18 protein-coding genes are annotated in these 22,978 nt (G+C 66.8%); 9 read left to right on the forward strand and 9 right to left on the reverse strand.

All coding sequences use genetic code 11. From position 1 onward, the window contains the following. Nucleotides 1-3 precede the first annotated feature (3 nt). Nucleotides 4-1,725, reverse strand: a complete 1,722-nt coding sequence (locus PNO31109_RS09495) for an ArnT family glycosyltransferase (RefSeq protein ID WP_150555371.1) — start codon at nt 1,723-1,725, stop codon at nt 4-6. A gap of 140 nt (nt 1,726-1,865) precedes the next feature. Further along, on the reverse strand, nt 1,866-2,369 hold the full coding sequence (gene def, locus PNO31109_RS09500; RefSeq protein WP_150555372.1) for a peptide deformylase: 504 nt from the start codon (nt 2,367-2,369) through the stop codon (nt 1,866-1,868). Between the two features lie 53 nt (nt 2,370-2,422). Between def and dprA the strand changes: the two genes are divergently transcribed. From dprA to PNO31109_RS09515, 3 genes are all read left to right on the forward strand, one after another. After that, nucleotides 2,423-3,928: a DNA-processing protein DprA gene (dprA, locus tag PNO31109_RS09505; protein WP_244958154.1), complete on the forward strand. Its 1,506-nt coding sequence runs from the start codon at nt 2,423-2,425 to the stop codon at nt 3,926-3,928. A gap of 204 nt (nt 3,929-4,132) precedes the next feature. Next, a complete protein-coding gene (locus PNO31109_RS09510) occupies nt 4,133-4,519 on the forward strand; it encodes a thioredoxin family protein (RefSeq protein ID WP_150555373.1) in 387 nt (128 codons plus the stop codon). Between the two features lie 230 nt (nt 4,520-4,749). Continuing rightward, a complete protein-coding gene (locus PNO31109_RS09515) occupies nt 4,750-7,446 on the forward strand; it encodes a DNA topoisomerase III (RefSeq protein ID WP_150555374.1) in 2,697 nt (898 codons plus the stop codon). Between the two features lie 150 nt (nt 7,447-7,596). Here the strand turns inward: PNO31109_RS09515 and PNO31109_RS09520 are convergent, their stop codons facing one another. Further along, nucleotides 7,597-8,565: a LysR family transcriptional regulator gene (locus PNO31109_RS09520; protein ID WP_150555375.1), complete on the reverse strand. Its 969-nt coding sequence runs from the start codon at nt 8,563-8,565 to the stop codon at nt 7,597-7,599. Between the two features lie 430 nt (nt 8,566-8,995). Here PNO31109_RS09520 and hemN point away from each other — a divergent pair, with 430 nt between their 5' ends. Further along, nucleotides 8,996-10,477, forward strand: coding sequence for an oxygen-independent coproporphyrinogen III oxidase (hemN, locus tag PNO31109_RS09525; protein ID WP_241014097.1), 1,482 nt, complete (start codon nt 8,996-8,998; stop codon nt 10,475-10,477). 104 nt (nt 10,478-10,581) lie between these two features. On the opposite strand, the gene PNO31109_RS09530 is transcribed toward hemN, so the two are convergent. Together PNO31109_RS09530 and PNO31109_RS09535 are read right to left on the reverse strand one after the other, a co-directional pair. Next, nucleotides 10,582-10,791, reverse strand: coding sequence for a YbdD/YjiX family protein (locus tag PNO31109_RS09530; protein WP_150555376.1), 210 nt, complete (start codon nt 10,789-10,791; stop codon nt 10,582-10,584). A gap of 17 nt (nt 10,792-10,808) precedes the next feature. After that, the gene (locus PNO31109_RS09535) at nt 10,809-12,875 is read right to left on the reverse strand and encodes a carbon starvation CstA family protein (RefSeq protein WP_150555377.1); all 2,067 of its coding nucleotides are present in this window, start codon (nt 12,873-12,875) and stop codon (nt 10,809-10,811) included. Between the two features lie 399 nt (nt 12,876-13,274). On the opposite strand from PNO31109_RS09535, the gene PNO31109_RS09540 reads away from it, so the two are divergent. Both PNO31109_RS09540 and PNO31109_RS09545 read left to right on the forward strand, forming a co-directional pair. Next, nucleotides 13,275-14,657, forward strand: coding sequence for a cache domain-containing protein (locus tag PNO31109_RS09540; RefSeq protein WP_150555378.1), 1,383 nt, complete (start codon nt 13,275-13,277; stop codon nt 14,655-14,657). Continuing rightward, on the forward strand, nt 14,654-15,286 hold the full coding sequence (locus tag PNO31109_RS09545) for a response regulator (protein ID WP_150555379.1): 633 nt from the start codon (nt 14,654-14,656) through the stop codon (nt 15,284-15,286). Before PNO31109_RS09540 ends, PNO31109_RS09545 begins: the two co-directional genes overlap by 4 nt. 315 nt (nt 15,287-15,601) lie before the next feature. Here PNO31109_RS09545 and PNO31109_RS09550 read toward each other — a convergent pair whose 3' ends face one another. Further along, nucleotides 15,602-17,488 carry a phosphoenolpyruvate carboxykinase (GTP) gene (locus tag PNO31109_RS09550; protein WP_241014096.1) on the reverse strand — a complete coding sequence of 629 codons (1,887 nt, stop codon included), beginning with the start codon at nt 17,486-17,488 and terminating at the stop codon, nt 15,602-15,604. Nucleotides 17,489-18,051: 563 nt separating this feature from the next. Here PNO31109_RS09550 and PNO31109_RS09555 point away from each other — a divergent pair. Next, nucleotides 18,052-19,062 (forward strand): D-2-hydroxyacid dehydrogenase family protein, encoded by a 1,011-nt coding sequence (locus PNO31109_RS09555; protein WP_150555380.1) that lies wholly within the window; start codon nt 18,052-18,054, stop codon nt 19,060-19,062. 73 nt (nt 19,063-19,135) lie between these two features. Here the strand turns inward: PNO31109_RS09555 and PNO31109_RS09560 are convergent, their stop codons facing one another. Next, the gene (locus tag PNO31109_RS09560; RefSeq protein WP_241014095.1) at nt 19,136-20,056 is read right to left on the reverse strand and encodes a patatin-like phospholipase family protein; all 921 of its coding nucleotides are present in this window, start codon (nt 20,054-20,056) and stop codon (nt 19,136-19,138) included. Between the two features lie 48 nt (nt 20,057-20,104). Next, nucleotides 20,105-20,506: a PaaI family thioesterase gene (locus tag PNO31109_RS09565; protein ID WP_150555381.1), complete on the reverse strand. Its 402-nt coding sequence runs from the start codon at nt 20,504-20,506 to the stop codon at nt 20,105-20,107. 411 nt (nt 20,507-20,917) lie between these two features. Here PNO31109_RS09565 and PNO31109_RS09570 point away from each other — a divergent pair, with 411 nt between their 5' ends. Together PNO31109_RS09570 and PNO31109_RS09575 are read left to right on the forward strand one after the other, a co-directional pair. Then, nucleotides 20,918-21,325 carry a DoxX family protein gene (locus PNO31109_RS09570; protein WP_150555382.1) on the forward strand — a complete coding sequence of 136 codons (408 nt, stop codon included), beginning with the start codon at nt 20,918-20,920 and terminating at the stop codon, nt 21,323-21,325. Nucleotides 21,326-21,559: 234 nt separating this feature from the next. Continuing rightward, nucleotides 21,560-22,138, forward strand: coding sequence for a Spy/CpxP family protein refolding chaperone (locus PNO31109_RS09575; protein WP_150555383.1), 579 nt, complete (start codon nt 21,560-21,562; stop codon nt 22,136-22,138). A 149-nt stretch (nt 22,139-22,287) separates the two neighbouring features. Here the strand turns inward: PNO31109_RS09575 and PNO31109_RS09580 are convergent, their stop codons facing one another. Beyond that, on the reverse strand, nt 22,288-22,974 hold the full coding sequence (locus PNO31109_RS09580; RefSeq protein ID WP_150555384.1) for a Fe2+-dependent dioxygenase: 687 nt from the start codon (nt 22,972-22,974) through the stop codon (nt 22,288-22,290). Nucleotides 22,975-22,978: the final 4 nt, after the last annotated feature.

Here is a 22,978-nt window from a genome sequence, read left to right on the forward strand (position 1 = left end):
GGCTCAGCGCCCGGCGCCCGGTGCGACGAACGCGCGGAAGCGCTCGTTGGTGTCGCCCGCGCGCCCGCCCTGCCAGATCTCGCGCCAGCCGTGCGGCGCGTCGACGCGCGCGCCGGCCTTGTCCAGCACGAGCAGCGCGCCGCAGCGCGAAGCCTGCGCGAGATCGGGCAGCTGTACCGGACGCAAATCGATGAAATAGTCGAGCATGGCGCGCTCTGACTCGCCCACGTTGAACGAGCCCACGCAGGCGCCGGCCGCAAGCGGCGCGTTGCGCGCGAGCGCCGCATGCAGCGCCGCGAACGGCGTGCGATAGCTGCGCGCTTCGTTCACCCAGGGCAGCAGCAGCGTCGAGAGCGTGCCCCACACGAACAGCAGCCCGGCGAAACCGAACACCAGCGCGCCCAGTTGTCGGCGCCAGACGATGGCCGTTCCCCACAGCGCGGCAATGCCCACCGCCGCGAGCACAAGGCCCGGCGAGAATGGCAGGACATAGTCGAGCGGCAGCCATTTGCCGATCGGCCCGGCCGCCACGTGACCGTTACCGCTCAGTTGCAGCCCCCAGCGCACCCACAGGAGCAGACCGAGCACGCTCATGAGCACGAGCGCGACGCCGGACCACGCCTTCTCCAGCCACGCCGGCAGGCGCACGCCCGCGCCGAGCACCGCGATCGCGGGAAACAGCGAGAGCATGTAGATGTCGCGAATGGCCGACGACACGACGAGCGTGAGCACGAACAGCACCACGTACAGCCATAGCATGGCGAGCTCGGGACGCGCGCTCGCGAAGCGTCGCACGCCGCCGTCGCGCAGTTGCGCGATCAGCGCGCCGAGCGCGAGCCATCCGGCCGGGAACGTCAGTCCGACGAGGCTCGTGAGGTCGTTCCAGTACGACTTGCGCTCGCCGCCCAGATGAACGAAGCCGAAGAAGCGGCCGAAGTTGTTGTCCCAGAACCATTCGACGAAAAGCGGCTCGGAAGCATGCCAGAACAGCACCGGCCACACGATGAGCCACGGCAGTGCGGCGAGCACCGCCCACGCGAGCGCGGCGCCATAGCGGCGCGTGCGGTAGGCGGGCACGGCGAGCACGGCCAGCGCCGTGAGACCGAGCACGCCGGGCACGAGCAGCCCCTTGCTGAGGAACGCAATGCCCGCGCCCGTACCGAAGAGCCACCCCCACAGCCGTGCGGAATTCTGCGCGCGCGCCAGACGCGCGAGCGCGGCGAGAGCCAGCGCGGCGCCGGCCAGTTGCGGCACGTCGGCCGTGAGCTTGTGAATGTTTTCGATGGCGCCGAAGCTGCCGACCATGAGCATCGGCGCGAGCCATTGGAAGGTCTCGGTATCGTGCCCGTTCTGCGAGCCGTACTGCGAACCATACAGGCGTTGCGCGAGACGCCCCACGCACAGCGCCGCCACGACGAGCCAGGCGAGCACGGCGAGCTGCGCGCCGTCGAAGACCGGCAGCACGCCCGCGGTGAGCCGCGCGAAGATCGCCCCCGTCCAGTACATGACAGGCGGCTTCTCGACGAACGGGTCGGCCGCCACATGCGGCACGATCAGGTCGTGGCCGCGGAAGAAGTTGAGCACCATGCCGACGGAATACGGTTCGTCGGCTTTCCAGGGGTCGCGGTCGAACAGCCCCGCCAGCAGGAAGGCGAACAGCAGTGCGGCACTCAGCCAATAGATCGTGCGGGTGCGGGACGACGACGAGGAAATGGCGATGGACATCTCGGCAAACGGTCGGGAATTGGCCCGACGGCAGACGTTCGAGACGCCCCGTCGCAGCGGCAGAAAGCGGACGCAAGGTCCGCGAGCGCTGCAAGTATAGAGGGTTTTACCGGACGCGCCCACGCGGCGCGCCCCCGGCATCAGGCGCGCACGGCCTGCTTTTTCATCTTCTGCTTGATGCGGTTGCGCTTGAGCGGCGAGAGATATTCCACGAACACGCGGCCCTTGAGGTGATCCATCTCGTGCTGGATGCACACGGCGAGCAGGCCGTCGGCTTCCAGTTCGAACTCCTCGCCCTTTTCGTTGAGCGCACGCACGCGCACGCGATCGGCGCGCTCGACTTCGTCATAGACGCCGGGCACCGAGAGGCAGCCCTCTTCGTAGACTTTCTGCTCGTCGCTGCGCCAGACGATCTTCGGGTTGATGAAGACGCGCAGTTCGTCGCGCGTCTCCGACAGGTCCATCACGATGACCTGCTCGTGCACGTCGACCTGCGTGGCGGCAAGACCGATGCCGGGCGCGTCGTACATGGTCTCCGCCATGTCCTTGACGAGCTGGCGGATCCGGTCGTCGACTTCGGCCACGGGCTTGGCGACCTTGTGCAGACGCGGATCGGGATATTGAAGAATTGTCAGTAATGCCATGATGAAAACGGGAATTCGCCGCATTGCCTCGCGTGGGCCGCGATTACACAATCGTGAAATGGCTGCTGCGTCGCGATATCCGCGCCGCCGGTTCTGCCAGCCCTGGCCCCCCGGTCAATGCTTACCGGATAATGAAAAATTTTAACATAGCGCCCCGGCTCCCGCTGGCGCGCGGCACGGGCGCTCCCGCCTCGCCGGCCTTGCCCGGCGGGGATCCCGGCGGCGCGCCTGCCGAGACGCAGAGCGGGCCGAACGTCGATGCGCAAGCGCGCGCCGCGCCCGATACGCCACACATCGGGGCAAGCCGCGCGGAAATCAAGAACTGGCTTCGGCTTTGCCACACGCCCGGCATCTCGGCCGCCGCGGTACGTCGCCTGCTGACGGTCTTCGGCCCCCCGGAAGTCATCTTCGGGACATCCGCCGCGCGGCTTGGCAGCATTCTCCCGGCGCCACTGGTGGCGCGGCTGCTTGCACCGGCGTCGGCGCAGCTCGACGGGCAGATCGCCCGCACGCTCGAGTGGGCGAGCCAGCCCGGCTGTGCGGTGGTCACGTTCTGCGAGTCCGCCTACCCTCACGCGCTGCTGGCGATGGGCGACGCGCCGCCCATTCTCTATTGCCGCGGCGACGCTTGCCTGCCCAACCGCGCTCTCGCGACGGCGGTGGCCATCGTCGGCAGCCGCCGGGCCACGCCGCAAGGGCGGGAGAACGCCCGGCATTTCGCCCGCGCGCTGGGCGACGCCGGCGTGACCGTGGTCTCCGGCCTGGCCGCCGGCATCGACGCGGCGGCCCACGAAGGCGCCGCGCAGACCGCGGGCGGCACATGCGCGGTCGTCGGCACCGGCGCCGACATCGTCTATCCGGCCCGGCACGGCGAGCTGGCGGCACGCATCGCCGAGCGCGGCCTCGTCATCTCCGCTTTCCCGATCGGCACGCCACCCCGGCCCGAACATTTTCCACAACGCAACCGCCTGATTGCAGCGCTCGCCCGCTGCACCGTGGTGGTCGAGGCGGCCACGCAATCCGGCTCGCTCATCACCGCGCGGCTGGCCGGCGAACTGGGGCGCGACGTTCTGGCCGTGCCCGGCTCCATTCACGCGCCGCAAAGCCGGGGGTGCCACGCGCTGATTCGCGACGGCGCCATACTCGCCACCTCACCCGATGACATTCTCGAGGCGCTGGGCGTCGAACCGCCGTCGACCGGCGCGGCAGGCGTAGTCAGCGAAGCGCGGGCGGGCGCGCTCCGGCCCGCGCGGCGCAGCAACCGGCGTGACGCCCACGACCTCGGGCGTACCGCCGCCCCCGTGGCCTCCGCCGACCTCGCCCCGCCCGCCGGGAACGCATCGAGCCCGCCGGGGGTCCATGCCAGCATGATGTCGCCGGCGGCCTCGGCGGTTCTCGAAGCGCTGGGTTATGATCCGGTCAGCGCCGACGCCCTGTGCGAGCGCACCGGCTTGCCGGTGGCCCAGGTGCTCGCGCAACTCGGGCGGCTCGAACTCGGCGGACAGGTCGTTCGCGTACCGGGCGGCCGGTTTGCCCGGCTCGACGGGCGGCAGGCCTGAGCGCGCGAAGGGAGTCGCGACGCGGGGGGCTGCTGCCGGCCACCGCCGGCCCGACCGTCGGCGAGCGATGCGATCGGTGATCGGCGACCGAGGCCAGCAACGGCGCCGCAACGCACCGCCAGCCCAACGCCCAGCGCCTGACACTGGACGCCGGACACCGGACGCCGGACACCCAACGCCGCACGAAACGACACCACAGACACCATGCCCGTTCTTGATCCCGTCGCCGACCGATCCGCGCTGGCCGCCGTGCTGGCCGATGGCACTACGCGCCTCGTGGCCTGCCTGTGTGCGGCGTGGTGCGGCACGTGCCGCGAATACCGGGAGACGCTGGAACAGTTGGCTGCGAAACATCCCGAACTGTGTTTCGTCTGGGTGGACATCGAGACGCACGCCGACTGGCTCGACGATCACGACATCGAGAACTTTCCGACCATTCTGGTGCAGGACGCCGATCAGCACGCCCGGCACGCCCGGTTCTTCGGGCCGGTGCTGCCGGCCAGCGGGGTGCTGGAGCGCATGCTCGACGCCCGCGTGCTGGGCGACGCCACCGTCGCCGCTCCCGCACTGCGCGAGCATCTGCTCGGCTGAGTGCGGCCGCGCCGGGCCGCCTTCGCGCGTGGCGAGCCCGCGCGCGCAACATCTCCTCGGACGGGTGCCTCCGGGCGGCGCACGGCCTTGCCGCCGGCTTGCGGCGCGCTTATGATGTGCCGCTTTCGGGCACGCCTTGTGCCCGATCCGACGGCAACGCCGGATTGGCTATATGTTATAAAGCCAACGAATGTCGCCTGGCGACACCCCCCTCAACATTACCTAACGTCATGTCAAAAGCTCTGATCATTGCCGAGAAACCGTCTGTCGCGAACGACATCGCGCGGGCGTTGGGCGGCTTTACCAAGCATGACGAGTACTTCGAGAGCGACGATTACGTCGTCTCGTCGGCGGTTGGCCACCTCGTCGAAATCGGCGCGCCGGAAGACTACGAAGTCAAACGCGGCAAGTGGAGCTTCGCCAACCTTCCCGTAATTCCCCCCCACTTCGACCTCAAGCCGATCGCCAAGAGCGAGTCGCGCCTGAAGGTGCTCACCAAGCTCATCAAGCGCAAGGACATCGACTTGCTGATCAACGCCTGTGACGCGGGGCGCGAAGGGGAACTGATTTTCCGCCTGATCGCACAACACGCGAAGGCGAAGCAGCCGATCAAGCGCCTGTGGCTGCAGTCGATGACGCCGCAGTCGATCCGCGACGGCTTCAAGCGCCTGCGCAGCGACGACGACATGCTGCCGCTCGCCGACGCCGCGCGCAGCCGCGCCGAAGCCGACTGGCTCGTCGGCATCAACGGCACGCGCGCCATGACTGCCTTCAACAGCAAGGGCGGCGGCTTTTTCCTCACCACGGTCGGCCGCGTGCAGACGCCGACACTCTCGATCGTGGTCGAGCGCGAAGAGAAGATTCGCAAGTTCGTCTCGCGCGACTACTGGGAAGTGAAGGCCGAATTCGTCGCCTCGGCGGGCTTCTACGAAGGCCGCTGGTTCGACCCGAACTTCAAGCGCAACGAATTCGACCCGGAGCAGCGCGACTCGCGTCTGTGGAGCCTGGCGGCAGCCGAATCGGTCGTGGCAGCCGTGCGCGGCAAGCACGGCACGGTCACCGAAGAATCGAAGCCGTCGACGCAACTCTCGCCGCTGCTGTTCGACCTGACGAGCCTGCAGCGCGAAGCGAACAGCCGCTTCGGCTTCTCCGCGAAGAACACGCTGGGTCTGGCGCAGGCGCTGTACGAAAAGCACAAGGTGCTCACGTACCCGCGTACCGACGCGCGCGCGCTTCCGGAAGACTATCTGGCCACCGTCAAGGAGACGATGGCCGTGCTCAAGGAGAGCAACAACTATCACCAGTTCGCCAACCAGGTCCTGAGCAAGGACTGGGTCAAGCCGAACAAGCGGATCTTCGACAACAGCAAGATCAGCGATCACTTCGCCATCATCCCGACGCTGCAGGCGCCGAAGAATCTCTCCGAGCCGGAACAGAAGCTGTACGACCTCGTCGTCAAGCGCTTCCTCGCCGTGTTCTTCCCGGCGGCCGAGTATCAGGTGACGACCCGCATCACGGAAGTGGTGGGGCACCACTTCAAGACCGAGGGCAAGGTTCTCGTGAACGCCGGCTGGCTCGCCGTCTATGGCAGGGAGAGTGCCGGCGACAGCAAGGAAGGCAAGGACGACCAGCCGACGCTCGTGCCGGTCGCCAAGGACGAGAAAGTCGGCGTGGACAAGGTCGAAGCCGTGGGCCTGCAGACCAAACCGCCCGCACGCTACAGCGAAGCGACGCTGCTCTCGGCCATGGAAGGCGCGGGCAAGCTCGTCGAAGACGGCGAGTTGCGCGAGGCCATGGCGGGCAAGGGGCTCGGCACGCCGGCCACGCGCGCGGCCATCATCGAAGGCCTGCTCACCGAGAAATACCTCGTGCGCGAAGGGCGCGAACTGCATCCGACGGCCAAGGCGTTCCAGCTCATGACGCTGCTGCGCGGGCTGGGTGTGGACGAACTCACGCTGCCCGAACTCACGGGCGAGTGGGAAGCGAAGCTCTCGCAGATCGAGCGCGGCGGCCTCAAGCGCGACGAATTTATGCACGAGATCGCGCAGATGACGCAGACCATCGTCAAGCGCGCGAAGGAATACGATTCGGACACGATCCCGGGCGACTACGCCACTCTCGCCACGCCATGCCCGCATTGCGGCGGTGTGGTCAAGGAAAACTACCGCCGGTTCGCCTGTACGAACTGCAGCTTCTCGATCTCGAAGATTCCGGGCGGACGCCAGTTCGAAATCCCGGAAGTCGAGGAATTGCTGAAGAACAAGACGATCGGGCCGCTCTCGGGCTTTCGCAGCAAGATGGGCCGTCCGTTCTCGGCGATCCTCAAGCTCTCGCCCGACGACGAGATGGGCTACAAGCTCGAGTTCGACTTCGGCCAGGACAGCGGCGACGAAGACGGCGAAGCGCCGGACTTCACGGGGCAGGAGCCGGTCGGCAAGTGTCCGAAGTGCGGCGGCCGCGTGTTCGAGCACGGCATGCGTTACGTGTGCGAGAACGCCGTGGCCAACCCGAAGACATGCGACTTCACTTCGGGCAAGGTGATCCTGCAGCAGGAAATTTCGCGCGAGCAGATTCACAAATTGCTTACCGAAGGGAAGACCGATCTGCTGACGAACTTCAAGTCATCGCGCACGGGCCGCACGTTCAAGGCCTATCTGGCCAAGCAGAAGGACGGCACCATCGGCTTCGAGTTCGAAGCAAAGGCGCCGAAGAAGACCGCCGCGAAGGCAGCCGCGAAGGCAGCCGATGGCGACGGTGACGAGAAGGCCACGCCGGCGCGCAAGACGGCGCCGGCGAAGAGCGCTGCCACGAAGGCGCCCGCCAAGAAGGCGGCAGCACGCAAGACAACGGCGAAGTCCAAGACGACGAGCAGCAAGCCGGCACCGTCCGGCGACGCCTCGTTCGACGACGACGACGCGCCGTTCTGAGCGCGCTTGACCGTATGAGCCCGCCCCGTCGCGCGGGACAATGAAAAACGGCCACTCCCTTATGGGCAGTGGCCGTTTTGTTGTCCGGTTGCAAGGTCGGACGCTCGCGGACGCGACGGGTCCGGGCCGCGCCTCACCCTTGGCGCGGCCTCACACCGGGATTTCCGTATTGGGGGTCGTCGGCGACGGCAGCTTGGGCGGCACCCAGCGCTCGGCGGCGGAAATCCCTTCGTTCTGGCGGAAATATTCGACGGTCAGATCGATGAAACCGCGCGTTTTCGCCGATAGATACTTGCGGCTCGGGTAGACGAGCGAGACGTCGACCGGCGTTTGCGTGAAGTTGCGCAGCAGCGCAACGAGATCGCCGTCGCGCACGTCGTTGCCCACGAGGTACGACGGCAAAAACGCAATCCCGTGCCCGAGCAGCACCGACTGACGCAGCAGCGCGGTGTTGTTGCAGATGAACTTGTTCTGGACCCGCACGCGCACTTCGCCGTCCGGACCCGAGAATACGCGCTCGTCGCTCCAGAAATCGTTCGGCAGGCCAAGCACGCCATGCTCACCCAGCTCTTGCGGCGTGACGGGCTCGCCATGCTCGGCGATATAGGCCGGCGAAGCGCACAACATCACGCGCGTCTCGGCGAGCACGCGCGAAATCAGGCTTTCGCTGTTGATCATGCGCGTGAGGAGAATGCCGCAGTCGTAGCCCTCTTCCACCAGATCGATCGCGCGATCGGTCAGCGTGAGGTCGACCACCACCTTCGGGTGCATCTCCTGGTATTTCTTGACGAGCGGCGCGAGGTTGCGCAAACCGAACGACACTGGCGCCACCACCTTGAGCGTGCCCTTCGGGTCGCGCGAGGCGCTGGAGATCAGCGCGTCGGCCTCGTCCACTTCATCGATGATCTGACGGCAGCGCTCGAGATACACCTGCCCCGCGCCGGTGAGCGAGAGGCTGCGCGTGGTGCGGTTGAGCAGACGAACACCGAGGTGCGATTCCAGTTCCGCGACGTGCCGCGTGACCACAGCGGCCGACAGATCCATCTGGGCAGCGGTACGGGCAAAGCTCCCGTTATCGGCCACCTTGACGAAAACGCGCATCGATTGCAGACGGTCCATGTTGTTTCCAATCGTGATGTGCCGCGTCGCTCCGGCAAAGACCAGCTGGGGCGGGCCGGGGATTCCCCGGTTCTGCGGGTTCCCGCAGGCATCGGACGGACCGCCGCCCCGAACCGTTCGGGGGCGCGCCGCGCGTGCCTCCAGGGCTGTCGACGCGGCGGAGACTTCGATAAGGCGTTAGCTTACCGTACACGGCCAAAATTTGCCTGACGTGGCAAGGCTTTCGGCGCATGAGCGCCGCGCGGCCGGCGCACGGCGATATCTGCATGCCGGCGCGGTGCGCAATGTCACGCAGACCGGCCCGACCCGGTCGCCATTCGCGCGCGTCCGGGTCCCGGCGGCGGATGTTTGACGCAGGTCAGGGCGGCGCGTTCATCGCGACGCTACAGTGCCATGTCACCTTCGTCACCGGCCTTGGGCCGGCATCGTCATGAATCCCCTGCCGTTGATGCCGCCGCGCGGCGCCCGCGCCGCGGCGGCGCAAACCGTCCATTCGACTGCCCATTCGACCGCTCATTCGCACGGGGCTGCGCCATGCGCCCCCCTGCACTTCGATGCACGGCTGCTGCGCCGCTACGACGTAGGCGGCCCGCGCTACACGTCCTACCCCACGGCGCTGCAGTTCCGCGACGATTTCAGCGTCGAAGACTATGCCCGCGCGGCCGCGCAGTCCAAACGCACCGGCAAGCCGCTGTCGCTCTATGTCCACGTGCCGTTCTGCGACACCGTGTGCTTCTACTGCGCATGCACCAAGATCGTCACCGGCAATCGCGCGCACGCGCAGGCGTATGTCGAGCGGCTTCACGCCGAGATCGCACGTCAGGCGTCGTTGCTCGGCGCGGGTCGCGCGCTCGCGCAGATGCACTGGGGCGGCGGCACGCCCACGTTTCTCTCGCTGGAACAGATTGCGTCGCTCGTCGACGCCATCGCCCGCCAGTTCGTGATGGCAAGCGACGACAGCGCCGAATACGCCATCGAAATCGACCCGCGCAGCGCCGGTCCGGCGTCGATCCGGGCGTTGCGCGCGCTCGGCTTCAACCGGTTGTCGATTGGCGTGCAGGACTTCGACCCCCGCGTGCAGGCAGCCATTCATCGCATTCAGCCGCGCGCACTCGTCGAAGCCACGCTGCAAGCCGCGCGAAGCAGCGGCTTTCGCTCGGTCAACTTCGATCTGATCTACGGGCTGCCCTACCAGACGCCCGAGTCCTTCTCCCGCACGCTCGACGCCGTGATCGAGATGGCGCCCGACCGCCTGTCGGTGTTCAGCTACGCGCATCTGCCACAGCAATTCAAGATGCAGCGCTGCCTGCCCGACGCCCTGCCCGACGGTGCGCGCAAGCTCGAGCTGCTGCAAACGATCATCGCGCGGCTGAGCGCTGCCGGCTACGTCTACATCGGCATGGACCACTTCGCGCGTCCCGACGACGAACTCGCCCGCGCCCAGGCGGCCGGCACGCTGCAGCGCAACTTCCAGGGCTACAGCACGCGCGCGGACTGCGACCTCATCGGCGTGGGCATGTCCTCCATCGGACGGGTCGGCGACAGCTACGCGCAAAACGCCAAGACCCTGAAGGCGTACTACGACGCGATCGACGCCGGCGGCCTGGCGATCGCGCGCGGCGTTCGGCTCACCGACGACGACCGGCTGCGGCGCGACGTCATTTCGCGTCTGATGTGCCATATGGCGCTCGACTTCACGGCCGTCGAGCAGATGCACGGCATCGACTTCGTCGCCTACTTCGCCAACGAACTGGGTGAGCTGGCCGATCTGGCCGCCGATGGTCTCGTGAGTCTCGACGCACGGGGCTTGCGAGTGCTGCCGGCCGGACGCCTGCTGGTGCGCGTCGTCGCCCAGGTGTTCGACGCCTATCGCCAAAGCGCCGCCAACGCGCGTTGCGCGAAGGTGATGTGAGCGAGTGCCCACACGGGGCGCGATGGCCGCGCCCCCAAACGCAAAACGCCCGGGGGAAGCCCCCCGGGCGTTCTTCATGGCCGACGCAGCGCGCACGGCGGGCGTCAGCAGCAGCGTCCGCCGCTCTTGCCGCCGTAGCGCGCCTCCTGGCGTTCCCGGAAGAACGCCTCGTAGCTCATAATCGGCCGATCCGGGTGCGTGGCGCGCATGTGCGCCACGTAAGTGTCGTAATCGGGCAGGCCGACCATCAACCGCATGGCCTGGCCCAGATATCGACCGACCTTGCCGAGTTCGTTGCCGACTTCGTCGAGCATGGCGTCTCCCGTTCGCCTCAGACCTGACGACCCGCGGGCATCGGCTCGAACGGCGTCTCCTTGGCCGTCGGCTTGCTCGCGCTGCGTGCCACGATGACCGTGCGAAGACCGAAGACCACCACGGCCACCACCACGAACATGAACACACCGGAGAGCGCCGCGTCCACGTAATCGTTGAACACGATCTGCTGCATCTGCGCCACCGACTTGGCCGGGGCGAGCAGCTTGCCGTCGGCCAACGCGGCCTGGTACTTCGCGGCGTGAGCAAGGAAGCCGACCTTCGGATCCGGATCGAACATCTTCTGCCAGCCGGCCGTGAGCGTGCAGGCGAGCAGCCACAGCGTGGGCAGGATCGTCACCCAGGCGAAACGCTCGCGCTTGAGCTTGAACAGCACGCACGTAGCGAGCGTCAGCGCGATGGCGGCGAGCATCTGGTTGGAGATGCCGAACAGCGGCCACAGCGTATTGATGCCGCCGAGCGGGTCGACCACGCCCTGATACAGGAAGTAGCCCCAGGCGGCCACGCACAGCGCCGTCGCGATCAGGTTCGCGGGCAGCGATTCGGTGCGCTTGAGCGACGGCACGAAGGTGCCGAGCAGATCCTGCAGCATGAAGCGTCCGGCGCGCGTGCCGGCGTCGACGGCCGTCAGGATGAACAGCGCTTCGAACAGAATCGCGAAGTGGTACCAGAAGGCCATCATCGCTTCACCGCCGACCACCTGGTGCAGGATGTGCGCCATGCCCACGGCGAGCGTCGGTGCGCCGCCGGCGCGCGAGATGATCGTGTGCTCGCCCACGGCCTGCGCCGTTGCGGTGAGCACGTCCGGCGTGATGGTGAAGCCCCAGCCCGAGACGACCTGCGCCACGGCTTCCGGCGTCGTGCCGATCACGGCGGCAGGGCTGTTCATGGCGAAGTACACGCCCGGATCGATCACGGACGCGGCCACGAGCGCCATGATCGCCACGAACGACTCCATCAGCATGCCGCCGTAACCGATGAAGCGCGCGTTGACTTCGTTATCGAGCAGCTTGGGCGTGGTGCCCGACGAGATCAGCGCATGGAAGCCCGATACGGCGCCGCACGCGATCGTGATGAAGAGGAACGGGAACAGCTTGCCCGACCAGACCGGACCGCTGCCGTCCACGAACTGCGTGAGCGCGGGCATCTTCAGCTCCGGCGCGACGACCAGAATGCCGATGGCGAGCGCCAGGATCGTGCCGATCTTGAGGAACGTCGACAGATAGTCGCGCGGCGCGAGCAGCAGCCACACCGGCAGCACCGACGCAATGAAGCCATAGCCGATCAGCATCCAGGTCAGTTGCTTGCCGTCGAACGTGAACAGCGGTGCGAGCGTGGCGCTGTCGTGCACGTTCTGACCGAAGTAGATCGCGGCCATGAGCATGACGAAGCCGATGACTGACACTTCGCCGATGCGGCCCGGGCGAATGAAACGCGTGTACACGCCCATGAAAAGCGCGATCGGAATGGTCAACCCGACGGTGAACGTGCCCCACGGCGATCCGGTCAACGCCTTGACCACGATCAGCGCGAGCACCGCGAGGATGATGATCATGATGAGGAATGCGCCGAACAGAGCGATCACACCGGGAATCATGCCGAGCTCGGACTTCACGAGGTCGCCCAGCGAGCGGCCGTCGCGGCGCGTGGAGATGAACAGCACCATGAAGTCCTGCACGGCGCCCGCGAAGACCACGCCCGCCAGAATCCACAGCATGCCGGGCAGGTAGCCCATCTGCGCGGCAAGCACCGGGCCCACGAGCGGGCCGGCGCCGGCAATGGCGGCGAAATGGTGGCCGAACAGCACATAGCGGTTGGTCGGCACGTAGTCGAGCCCGTCGTTATGGCGCCAGGCCGGCGTCATGCGCGTGCCGTCGAGCTGCGCGACGCGCGTGGCGATGAACTTGCTGTAGAAACGATAGGCGATCAGGTAAACGCAGACGGCTGCGATCACGATCCAGAGTGCGCTGACGGTTTCGCCGCGCGATAGAGCCACCGTGCCGAGCGCGCACGCGCCGACGATGGCCACCGCTGCCCAGGGCAGTTGTTGCCAGATGCGATTCATTGTCTCTCCTCGGAACTGCCTCCTTCGGGCAGCAACCCCGGGACCGTGCCGTTGCGGCACCGTCCCGCCTCTTGTACCGGCGCCGCGACGACGCCGTGAACCGCGACACATCCGCCCTCGTATTGCGCCTCTTTAGCCCCTCTTTGCGGGGGTGCGGGGCGGCGAAAGTCGACGAGGCGACATAGCCAGTACGCAATGTGCGGAAGCGAACGTTGGGCTCCTGAATGCGTCCAGCGGACGCGCCTGGGGGCCCCAGCCACGATTCGCCGTGTAGTATTGGCGTTTGCCCGCCGTGCCACAAGCGCGGAACTACGCAGGCGAACTACGTGCTATTACGTAGCGAACGCCTGCCCGATGCCCCCTGCAGCATGCGGGGGCATTGCAGGCCTTTCGAATGCCATGAACCTCCGACAGAAATTTTTCGTCCTGGCGCTGCTGCCCGTCGCGCTCGCGATGGTCGCCATCGCACTGGCCGTGCGCTACCAGGGCAACGAGCTCGCGCGCGCGCAACACGAAGCGGTGCAGACGGCGCTGCTGGCCAACAAGCGCGCCGAGCTGCTGCATTACGTGGGCCTCGCGCGCAACGCCATCGAGCCGCTCTACAACGGCCCCGACACCCCCGCCGCCCGCGACGCGGCGCTCGCCACGCTCGCGCGCATGGAGTTCGGCAAGGACGGCTACTTCTTCGTCTATGACCTCGACGGCAAGAGCCTGATGCATCCGCGCCAGCCCGAGCTTGTCGGTCATAACCTCTGGGCGCTCAAGGACGAGTCCGGCGCACCCACGATCCAGCGCCTGATCGGCGCCGCTCGCTCCGGCGGCGGCTACGTGCAGTACGCGTGGGAGAAGCCGTCGCTGCAACACATGGCGCCCAAGCTCGGCTACGTGATCGCGCTGCCGCGCTGGAACTGGATGATCGGCACCGGCATTTACCTCGACGATGTGCAAGCCACGCTGCGCCAGTCCGACGATCGCGCACAGGCCAACATCGACCGCACGCTCATCTGGATCACGCTCATCGCTTCGTCGTGCCTGGCAATCGTGGGGTTGTGCGGCCTCGTCGTGAACATCACCGAGCTGAAGACGGCCGATGCGAAGCTGCGCCAGCTCGCGCGCCAGGTCGTGGAGTCACAGGAGATCGAGCGCGCACGGATTTCGCGCGAACTGCACGACGGCATCAGCCAGCTGCTCGTCTCGGTCAAGCTGCTGCTCGAGTCGGCGTCGATGCGCCTGCCTGGCTCGCCGGCGGCGGCAAGCACGACGCTTGGCGTGGCGATCGAGCGCCTGAACGGCACGCTCGGTGAAGTCCGGCGCATCTCGCAGGCGCTACGTCCGGCCATGCTCGACGATCTGGGCCTTGCCGCGGCCATCGACCAGTTGGCGCGGGAGTTCGGCTCTCACGCGGGGCTGCCTGTGGAGATGGACGTCGAAGGCGAAGCGCCGGCACTCGACGACAACATCAAGACGATGCTGTTCCGTATCGCGCAGGAAGCGCTGACCAATATCGAACGGCATGCGCAGGCTTCGCGCGTGTCGATCCTGCTCATCTTCAAGCCCGACGGCATTCATCTGTCGATCGCCGACGACGGACGCGGCTTCGACGTGACCGACGTGCATCACGATCCGCGGCACGGCATCGGCCTGCGCAACATGCGCGAACGCCTCGACGCCGTGGGCGGTGTTCTCGGCATCCAGTCCTGGCCCGGCCTCACCACCATCAGTGCGTGGGTGCCGCTTACGCCCGCCGCGAAAGCGGCGCTTCGTGCCACCTCCAGCAAATGACGCAAGCTCACCCTATCCGACTGCTGTTGATCGACGACCATCCGCTTGTGCGCGACGGCCTGCGCGCACGATTCGAGGCGGCCCCCAACCTGCAAGTGGTCGGCGAAGCCGGCAACGCACAGGAAGCGCTGGCGCGCGCCCGGACGGCGTCGCCCGATCTCGCGCTCATGGACATCAGCATGCGTGGCACGAACGGCATCGAGCTGACCGCGCTGTTTCGCGAGCAGTTCCCGCATATCGCCGTGCTGATTCTTTCGATGCACGATAACGCCGAGTACGTGCGTCAGGCGGTCCGTGCCGGCGCGCGCGGCTATGTGCTCAAGGACGCGCCCGCACACGAGATCGTGACGGCCATCGAACGCGTCGCGCGCGGCGACGCCTATTACAGCGCCGCGATCGCCGCGCGGGTGGTGCAGGCATCGACGACACACGCGCCGATCGATTCGCTCACGCCTCGCGAGCGTGAAATCCTCTCCCGCATCGCTCGCGGACTGGCGAACAAGCAGATTGCAACGGAGATGGATCTGTCGGTGCGAACCGTGGAGACGCATCGGCTCAACATCAAGCGCAAGCTCGGCATCGAAGGCCAGGCCGAGCTGATCAAGTTCGCGGTGGAGAACCGGCTTTGAACACTTTGAGCGCTTTGAACACTTTGAGCGCTTTGAGCGTCTTCACGGCATTGAAAGCCCGCTCACGCGCGGCAGCCGGCTCGCCGGTCAATGAGGAAACGGCGTCTACCTCTTCCACACCCGTGTTGCGAAACTCCCCGACGTGGCGCGCGACGACGATGAGCCGCGGCCCCCGCGCCGAGACGGCGGGCACTCCATAAAAAATCCCATCGAAGTCGCCTTCGATGGGAGGGTGGTGGTGACATGCGGCAATCGATGCGGCCTCACCCGGCCGCGATCATGGCTCGCGCCTGACGATCGACGCTGCGCGCGGCGTCACCCGTTCAGGCGACGCTCGATCTCGGCCTTCGTGTCGAGCAGCGCTTGCGGCAGATGGTGCCTGAGCGTCTCGAAGAGTTCGGCGTGGAGCTTGAGCTCTTCGCGCCATGCTGCCGGGTCCATCGACGTCACCTCGTCGAATTGCGCCTTCGTGAACGACAGGCCATTCCAGTTCAGATCTTCGTAACGCGGCGTGATCCCGAACGCGTTCTCCTCGCCCTTTGCCGTGCCGTCGATACGGCCGAGCATCCAGGCCAGCACGCGCATGTTCTCGCCGAAGCCCGGCCACACGAACTTGCCGTCGGCGCCCTTGCGGAACCAGTTCACGCAGTAGATCTTCGGCAGCGTTGCGCCCATCTTGTCCAGGCGCGCGCCGGTGTCGAGCCAGTGCTGGAAGTAGTCGGCCATGTTGTAGCCGCAGAACGGCAGCATCGCGAACGGATCGCGACGCACCACGCCTTGCTGGCCCGCCGCCGCCGCGGTCGTCTCGGAGCCCATCGTCGCCGCCATGTACACGCCTTCGGTCCAGTCGCGCGCTTCGGTCACCAGTGGCACGGTGGTCGAACGGCGGCCGCCGAAGATGAAGGCGTCGATCGGCACGCCGGCCGGGTTCTCCCAGTCGGGATCGATCGACGGGCATTGCGACGCGCTCACCGTGAAGCGCGAGTTCGGATGCGCCGCCTTGCGCCCCGTCTCCTTCGCGATTTCCGGCGTCCAGTCCTTGCCTTGCCAGTCGGTCAGATGCGCCGGCGGCGTGTCGGTGAGCCCTTCCCACCACACGTCGCCGTCATCGGTGAGCGCCACGTTGGTGAAGATCACGTTCTCGCCGAGCGTGGCGAGCGCGTTCGGGTTGGTCTTCTGGCTCGTGCCGGGCGCCACGCCGAAGAAGCCCGCTTCCGGGTTGATCGCATACAGACGCCCGTCCTTGCCCGGCTTGATCCATGCGATGTCGTCGCCAATGGTCTCGACCTTCCAGCCCTCGAAGCCCTTGGGGGCGATCAGCATCGCGAAGTTGGTCTTGCCGCACGCCGACGGGAACGCCGCGGCCACGTGGTACTTCCGGCCCGCGGGCGACGTCACGCCGAGGATCAGCATGTGCTCGGCGAGCCAGCCTTCGTCGCGGCCCATCTTCGAGGCAATGCGCAGCGCGAAGCACTTCTTGCCCAACAGCGCGTTGCCGCCGTAGCCAGAGCCGTAGCTCCAGATTTCGCGCGTCTCGGGGAAGTGAACGATGTACTTCGTGCTGTTGCACGGCCACGCCACGTCCTTCTCGCCGGCGGCAAGCGGCTTGCCGACGGAATGCACGCACGGCACGAACTCGCCGTCTTCGCCGAGCACGTCGTACACCGCCCGGCCCATGCGCGTCATGATGCGCATGTTCACGGCCACGTATGGCGTATCGGATAGCTCCACGCCGATGTGGGCGATGGGCGAGCCCAGCGGCCCCATGGAGAACGGCACCACGTACATCGTGCGTCCGCGCATGCAGCCCTGGAACAGGCCGTCGAGCGTGCCGCGCATCTCGCGAGGATCGATCCAGTGATTCGTCGGCCCGGCGTCTTCGCGCTTCTCGCTGCAGATGAACGTGCGGTCTTCCACACGCGCGACGTCCGACGGGTCGGACAGCGCGAGGAACGAGTTCGGACGCTTGGCAGGGTTGAGCCGCTTCATCGTTCCGGCGGCGACCATCTGCTCGCACAGGCGGTCGTACTCCTGCTCGGAGCCATCGCACCAGACGACGCGCTCGGGCTGCGTGATCGCCGCGATGCGCGACACCCAGTCGATCAGCTTGCGGTGACGCACCCACGAGGGCAGATCACGAGTGGCGACGTTGGACGAGGAGGAGGCGTTGAGCGCGTTGGCGCTCAGGCTGGCTTGAGTCATGGGGGTTGTCTCCATGCAGAGTCGGTAAATCGGAGCGGACGACGACCGTCCGTCGCGCGGGCGCCTTTTTGCCTTCCGGCTGGTTTCGCCGGGCGATCCGTCCGGTTGGGGATACCGGGCGGGCGTCACCGCCCCGACGAAGGTCCGCCGCGCCCGGATGACCGGCGCGCGCGAACCGAGGCCGCGTGAAACATGGAGCGCGTCGCAGGTCTTGCGGCACGCGCGAGAAAGCAGGGGGCAACGGGCACACCGATCGGTGCGCATCAGGCGTCTCGCTCACCGGGTCCGACTTGTTTTTGCGGGGTGGGTTCGATTTTTTGCCATCGTGTTGAGGCGGTTTCGCCATGGTTGCCAGGACACCTGCCATACTATGCAAAACGAGGCGTCAGCATACCACCGCGCAAACCGCGCCGGTGCTGCGTCGCAACAAGGTCGGCTGGGGTTTGCCCCACTGCGCACCGGCCATGTCAACGACCAGTACGCCCGCCGTCGCGGCGGCCTCAGACTTATGTACCGATTGCGCGGCATGTCCTCGTGTCGCGCCGATCCGATTACGCTTTGCCATGAAAATTGCCATTCTCGACGACTATCAGGACGCCGTTCGCAAGCTCGATTGTTTCTCCCTGTTAGCCGGCCATGACGTCAAAGTCTTCAACAACACGGTCAAGGGCGTCGGCCAGTTGACCGCCCGCATCGGCGAGGCCGAAGTCCTCGTCCTCATTCGCGAACGCACCGCCATCACCGCGCAGCTCATCGACAAACTGCCTCGCCTGCGCGTCATCAGTCAGACCGGCCGTGCGGGCAACCACATCGACATCGACGCCTGCACCGCGCGCGGCGTTGCCGTGCTCGAAGGCGTGGGCTCGCCCACGGCGCCCGCGGAACTTACCTGGGCGTTGATCATGGCCGCCCAGCGCCGCATTCCGCAATACGTCTCCAGCCTCAAGCACGGCGCATGGCAGCAGTCGGGCCTGAAGTCCTCGAGCATGCCGCCGAACTTCGGCCTGGGCCAGGTACTGCGCGGCCAGACGCTCGGCCTGTGGGGCTACGGCAAGATCGGCCGGCTCGTGGCGGGCTATGGCAAGGCGTTCGGCATGGAAGTCATGGTGTGGGGCCGCGAGGGCTCGCGCGAAGCGGCTGCGGCCGACGGCCTGCGCGTGGCCGACAGCAAGGAAGCGCTGTTCTCGCAAAGCGACGTGTTGTCGCTCCACCTGCGCCTGAACGACGAGACGCGGCACATCGTCAAGCTCGAAGACCTGCTGCAGATGAAGCCGACGGCGCTGTTCGTCAACACGAGCCGCGCGGAACTGGTGGAAGAAAATGCGCTGATCACGGCCCTCAATCGCGGCCGGCCGGGCATGGCCGCGATCGACGTCTTCGAGAGCGAGCCGATCCTGCAAGGCAACCCGTTGCTGCGCCTGGAGAACTGCGTGTGCACGCCGCACATCGGCTACGTCGAGCGCGAGAGCTACGAACTGTATTTCCGCGTGGCATTCCAGAACATCGTCGATTTCCTGAACGGCGATCGCGCCCACGTGGTGAACCCGGCCGCGCTGCTCGGCTTCGGGCGGTAAGCGCTGCCGGCCTGAGGCCGCGGACCTGACGGCCGCCTCCTGCGGCTGCCCCACCCGCGAAAGTCATGCGCTGTCATGCGCTGTCATGCGTGTCATGGGAGTCTTGGGCGCCGCGTGCATCATGCGCGAGCGCCGGGCCTCGCCGCGGCGTTATCGTGTCCAGATGCCGCAGGAACGCTTCGCCGTCCCTGCGGCCCAGCTCAAAGGCCGGGGCCATCATGTCCGGGCGCGTGTAATCCCAGCTGGAAATCGGTACGGGCGCGGAGGGCTGCACGTACAGCCGGTCCTGTCCGGCGTGATGCCGCGTGAAGATCTGCGGGCGCGGATAGCGCCGCGTGACGAGCACCAGCACCTGTCCGGGCGTGGCGTCGAGCGCATCGACAGGGACATTGTCGACCATGCCGCCATCGAGCACCGCGCGCCCGTCGCGTCGCAGGATCGGCGTGAACGGCGGCGTACACGACGACTGCAGCATCAGGTCCGCGAGCTCGGCCGTACTCGTGCAATCCTGGGCGCGAACAAATTCGGGACGAAAGCCGAGCCGCCGCGCGAGTGTCGGGTGCAGCGTGCGGCGCACGTGCTTGTCGATGTTGTACGCCACGAGCCCGGCCGCCGTTGCCGTGCGCGGCCCGAGCCAGCGCGGGATGTGCGAGACGCCGACGCGAATCTCCGGCCCGGCGGCCAGCTTGTCCAGTTGCCCGTCATAGATATCGAGCAACGCCTGCCGGTAAATGCGGTAATGGGGAAACACGCGCTCACGGCGCAGCAGGTTGCCCCAGTACGCGTTCTTGCGATTGTCCGCGAGGGCCTTGCGGTAGTAGGCCATCACCCAGTCGGACTCGCGCATGTGCAGCATGCACGCCGTGGCGGCGCCGGCCGAAATGCCGGCGATGACGCGCGGGCGCAGCGGGACTTCGCGCGTCACGCGCTCCCAGAAACCCGCTTGCCACCAGCAGCGATTGCCGCCGCCGGCAAATACGATCTGATCGAACATGGTGCCTCCCCGCGCCCGGCCCGCAATCGGCCAGGCGCCGTGTTCCGTTCAGAGCAGCGCGTAAGTCGTCGTCGCGTGCACGGCCATCTTGCCCGAAGCGTCGAAGATTTCGATCTCCCCGAACACCAGGTTCTTGCCGCGACGAAGCAGGCGCGCAATCACGCGCAGGTCGCCCTCGCTCACCGGGCGCATGAAGTGGGTGTTCAGCGTGACCGTCGTCATCGGGCGAAAGCCGCCGAGCGCGGCCGAGAGCGCGACCACCATCGCCGTGTCGGCCACGGCCATGAACACCTGTCCGCAGATGACGCCGCCGCCGTGCTTCAACGCCGCGTCGAACGGCAGCCGCAATTCGCTCTCGTCCGGCCCGACCGCCTCGACCTGCAGGTCAAGCTGCCGCACCCACGGGGCCACGAGTTCTTCGAGCATCTTCTGCGCTTGCGCCAACTCCATCCTGATCGTCCTCCTGTTTTGTCGTGTCGCCGATGATAGCCCCAAAACGCGCGCGCCACCCGCATGGAGCGGCGCGCACATGGGCCCCGGGGACGGCTCGAGGGTCGTCGCGCAATTCTGCCGGTCGTCTTGTCGCGAAGAATGCGCCGGCGTTGGCGATTCTCTCGATGCTGCGCGCATGCCGGCCGCTTCGCCTTGCGCAATGCGCTTTTCCGGGCCGACGTTGCCCGGCACGTCGGCCTGCATCCGCTGTGACGACACCGACGCCCGATTGCCGTCCCCCCGCAGACAGCGCCGTAACGATTTGATACAGTGATGCCCATTTGGCCGGTGCGCCGTACCCGGGACGCACCACCCCGTTATCCGTCAGCCCCCTTACGCGAACCCGCGAGCCAAGAAGGAGCCATCACCATGCAGAGCACCAGAGACGATCTCGGCAAACTGATCCTGCGCCTCACCCTCGGTATCCTGCTGCTGTTCCACGGCGTGAGCAAAGTCATCAATGGCGTCGGCTTCATCGAAGGCATGATCACCTCGCATGGGCTGCCCGGCTTCCTCGCATACGGCGCCTATCTGGGCGAAGTGCTCGCGCCGGTGCTGCTCATCCTCGGCGTGCTCACGCGCCTGGGCGGCCTGCTCGTCGTGGCCAACATGCTCGTCGCGTTCTCGCTCGTCCACCTGCACCAGCTCGGCGATCTGGCGAAGACCGGCGGCTGGGCGCTCGAACTCCAGGGCTTCTACCTCTTCGCAGGCCTTTGCGTAATGCTCTTCGGCGCGGGCCGCTACAGTGTGTCGGGCGGCCGCGGCGCCTGGGACTGATCGCCGGCGGCATTTATTTCGGGAACCGAACGGCGGGCCTCGTGTCGCGCCGTCCGGCACAACGGCCCGCCCCGCCGAACGACGGCATGGGCGGGCCGAGTCGTTTCGAGATGTTGCGAATTCCCGCTGTGGTAACGCCAGGTAATACGGCCGTAGCACTTTGCAACGTGTTGGCCGCGGCAATGACTTACTCTGAGACTGCCAATTCCGGCAACATCAAAAGGAGTCAACACCATGCGCAAATTGAAGATCGCCGCCGCGTCGGCCGTCCTCATCGCCACCTCGATGTTCGGCGTTGCCCATGCCGCCGACGCCGCCGCGCCGGCCACGGGTCCTCACGCCGCCATGCACCACATGCGCGGCGAGCACGGCCCCTGGGGGCTCGGTGACATTCGCAAGCTGCACGACGAACTCAAGCTCGATGCGCAGCAGGAACAAGCCTGGCAGCAGGCGGTGAACACGTCCAGGCAGAACCGTGACGCCATGCGCAAGAACGGCGAGCAATTCCGCCAGATGATCGCGCAGGCGAAGGACCAGCAAGTGCTCGACCTGGCCGGCATGCGCGCCGCGCGCGAGAAGGTGTTCGATCAGAACCGGCAGTTGCGCAGCCAGACCGAAGACGCGTGGCTCAACGTGTACAACGGCCTGAACAACGATCAAAAGACGCTCGTGAGCAACGCCATCAAGGCGCGCTGGGCCAAGATGAAAGCCTGGCACGACAAGGCGGCGCAGCGTCGCGGGCAGATGCACAAGGGCGCGCCGTCGCAGGCCCCGAACCCGCCCGCGGCACCGGCCACGGGTCAGTCGCAATAAGCGCGCGGCCAGCGCTGCCGGGCGCCCCGCCCGGCACATGGTGCAACGCCCGGCCCCTGGGTGCAGTCAGGGGCCGGGCGTTTTTTTAGTTCGCGAGATTACGAGATTACGAGAGCGTGAGAGTCCTGGAGGGCAGCCTTGCGCGCCACTCAGGTCTCGCTCCAGATGCGCAGCAGGTTGTGATAGCAGCCGATGAGCGTGCGGCGCGCCGTCTCGTCGGCGTCGGTCGTGTTCAGGCGCTGGATCGCGTTGTCCATGTCGAACAGCAGCGTGCGCTGCGTGTCGTCCTTCACCAGGCTTTGCACCCAGAAGAAGCACCCCACGCGCGCGCCGCGCGTGATCGGATTGACGCGGTGCAGGCTCGTCGCCGGATACAGCACCATATCGCCGGCGGGCAGCTTCACCTGGTGCGCGCCGTACTGATCCTCGATCACGAGCTCGCCACCGTCGTACTCGTCGGGCGAGGCCAGAAAGAGCGTGGCCGAGACGTCGGTGCGAATGCGCATGCCACTGCCCGGCTGCAGGCGGATCGCCCCGTCCACGTGATTGCCGAAGTGCATGCCTTCGCCGTAGCGGTTGAACATCGGCGCGTAGACCTTGTTCGGCAGCGCTGCGCTGATGAATGTCGGATTGCGCTCGAGCGCGCCGAGGATCACGTCGCCCAGTTCGCGGGCGATCGGTGCGCGCTCGTCGATCTGCTGGTTCTGCTTGACCGGTGCGCCCTGGTAGCCGGCCGTGGCCAGTCCGTCGACCCACGCGTCGCCTGCGCCGTCGAGCCTGGCGCGGACCCAGCGCACCTGGTCGGCGCTGAGGACATTCGGAATATGCAGCAACATCGGC

The sequence above is a fragment of the Pandoraea nosoerga genome (genome assembly GCF_902459585.1).
Taxonomy (GTDB): domain Bacteria; phylum Pseudomonadota; class Gammaproteobacteria; order Burkholderiales; family Burkholderiaceae; genus Pandoraea; species Pandoraea nosoerga.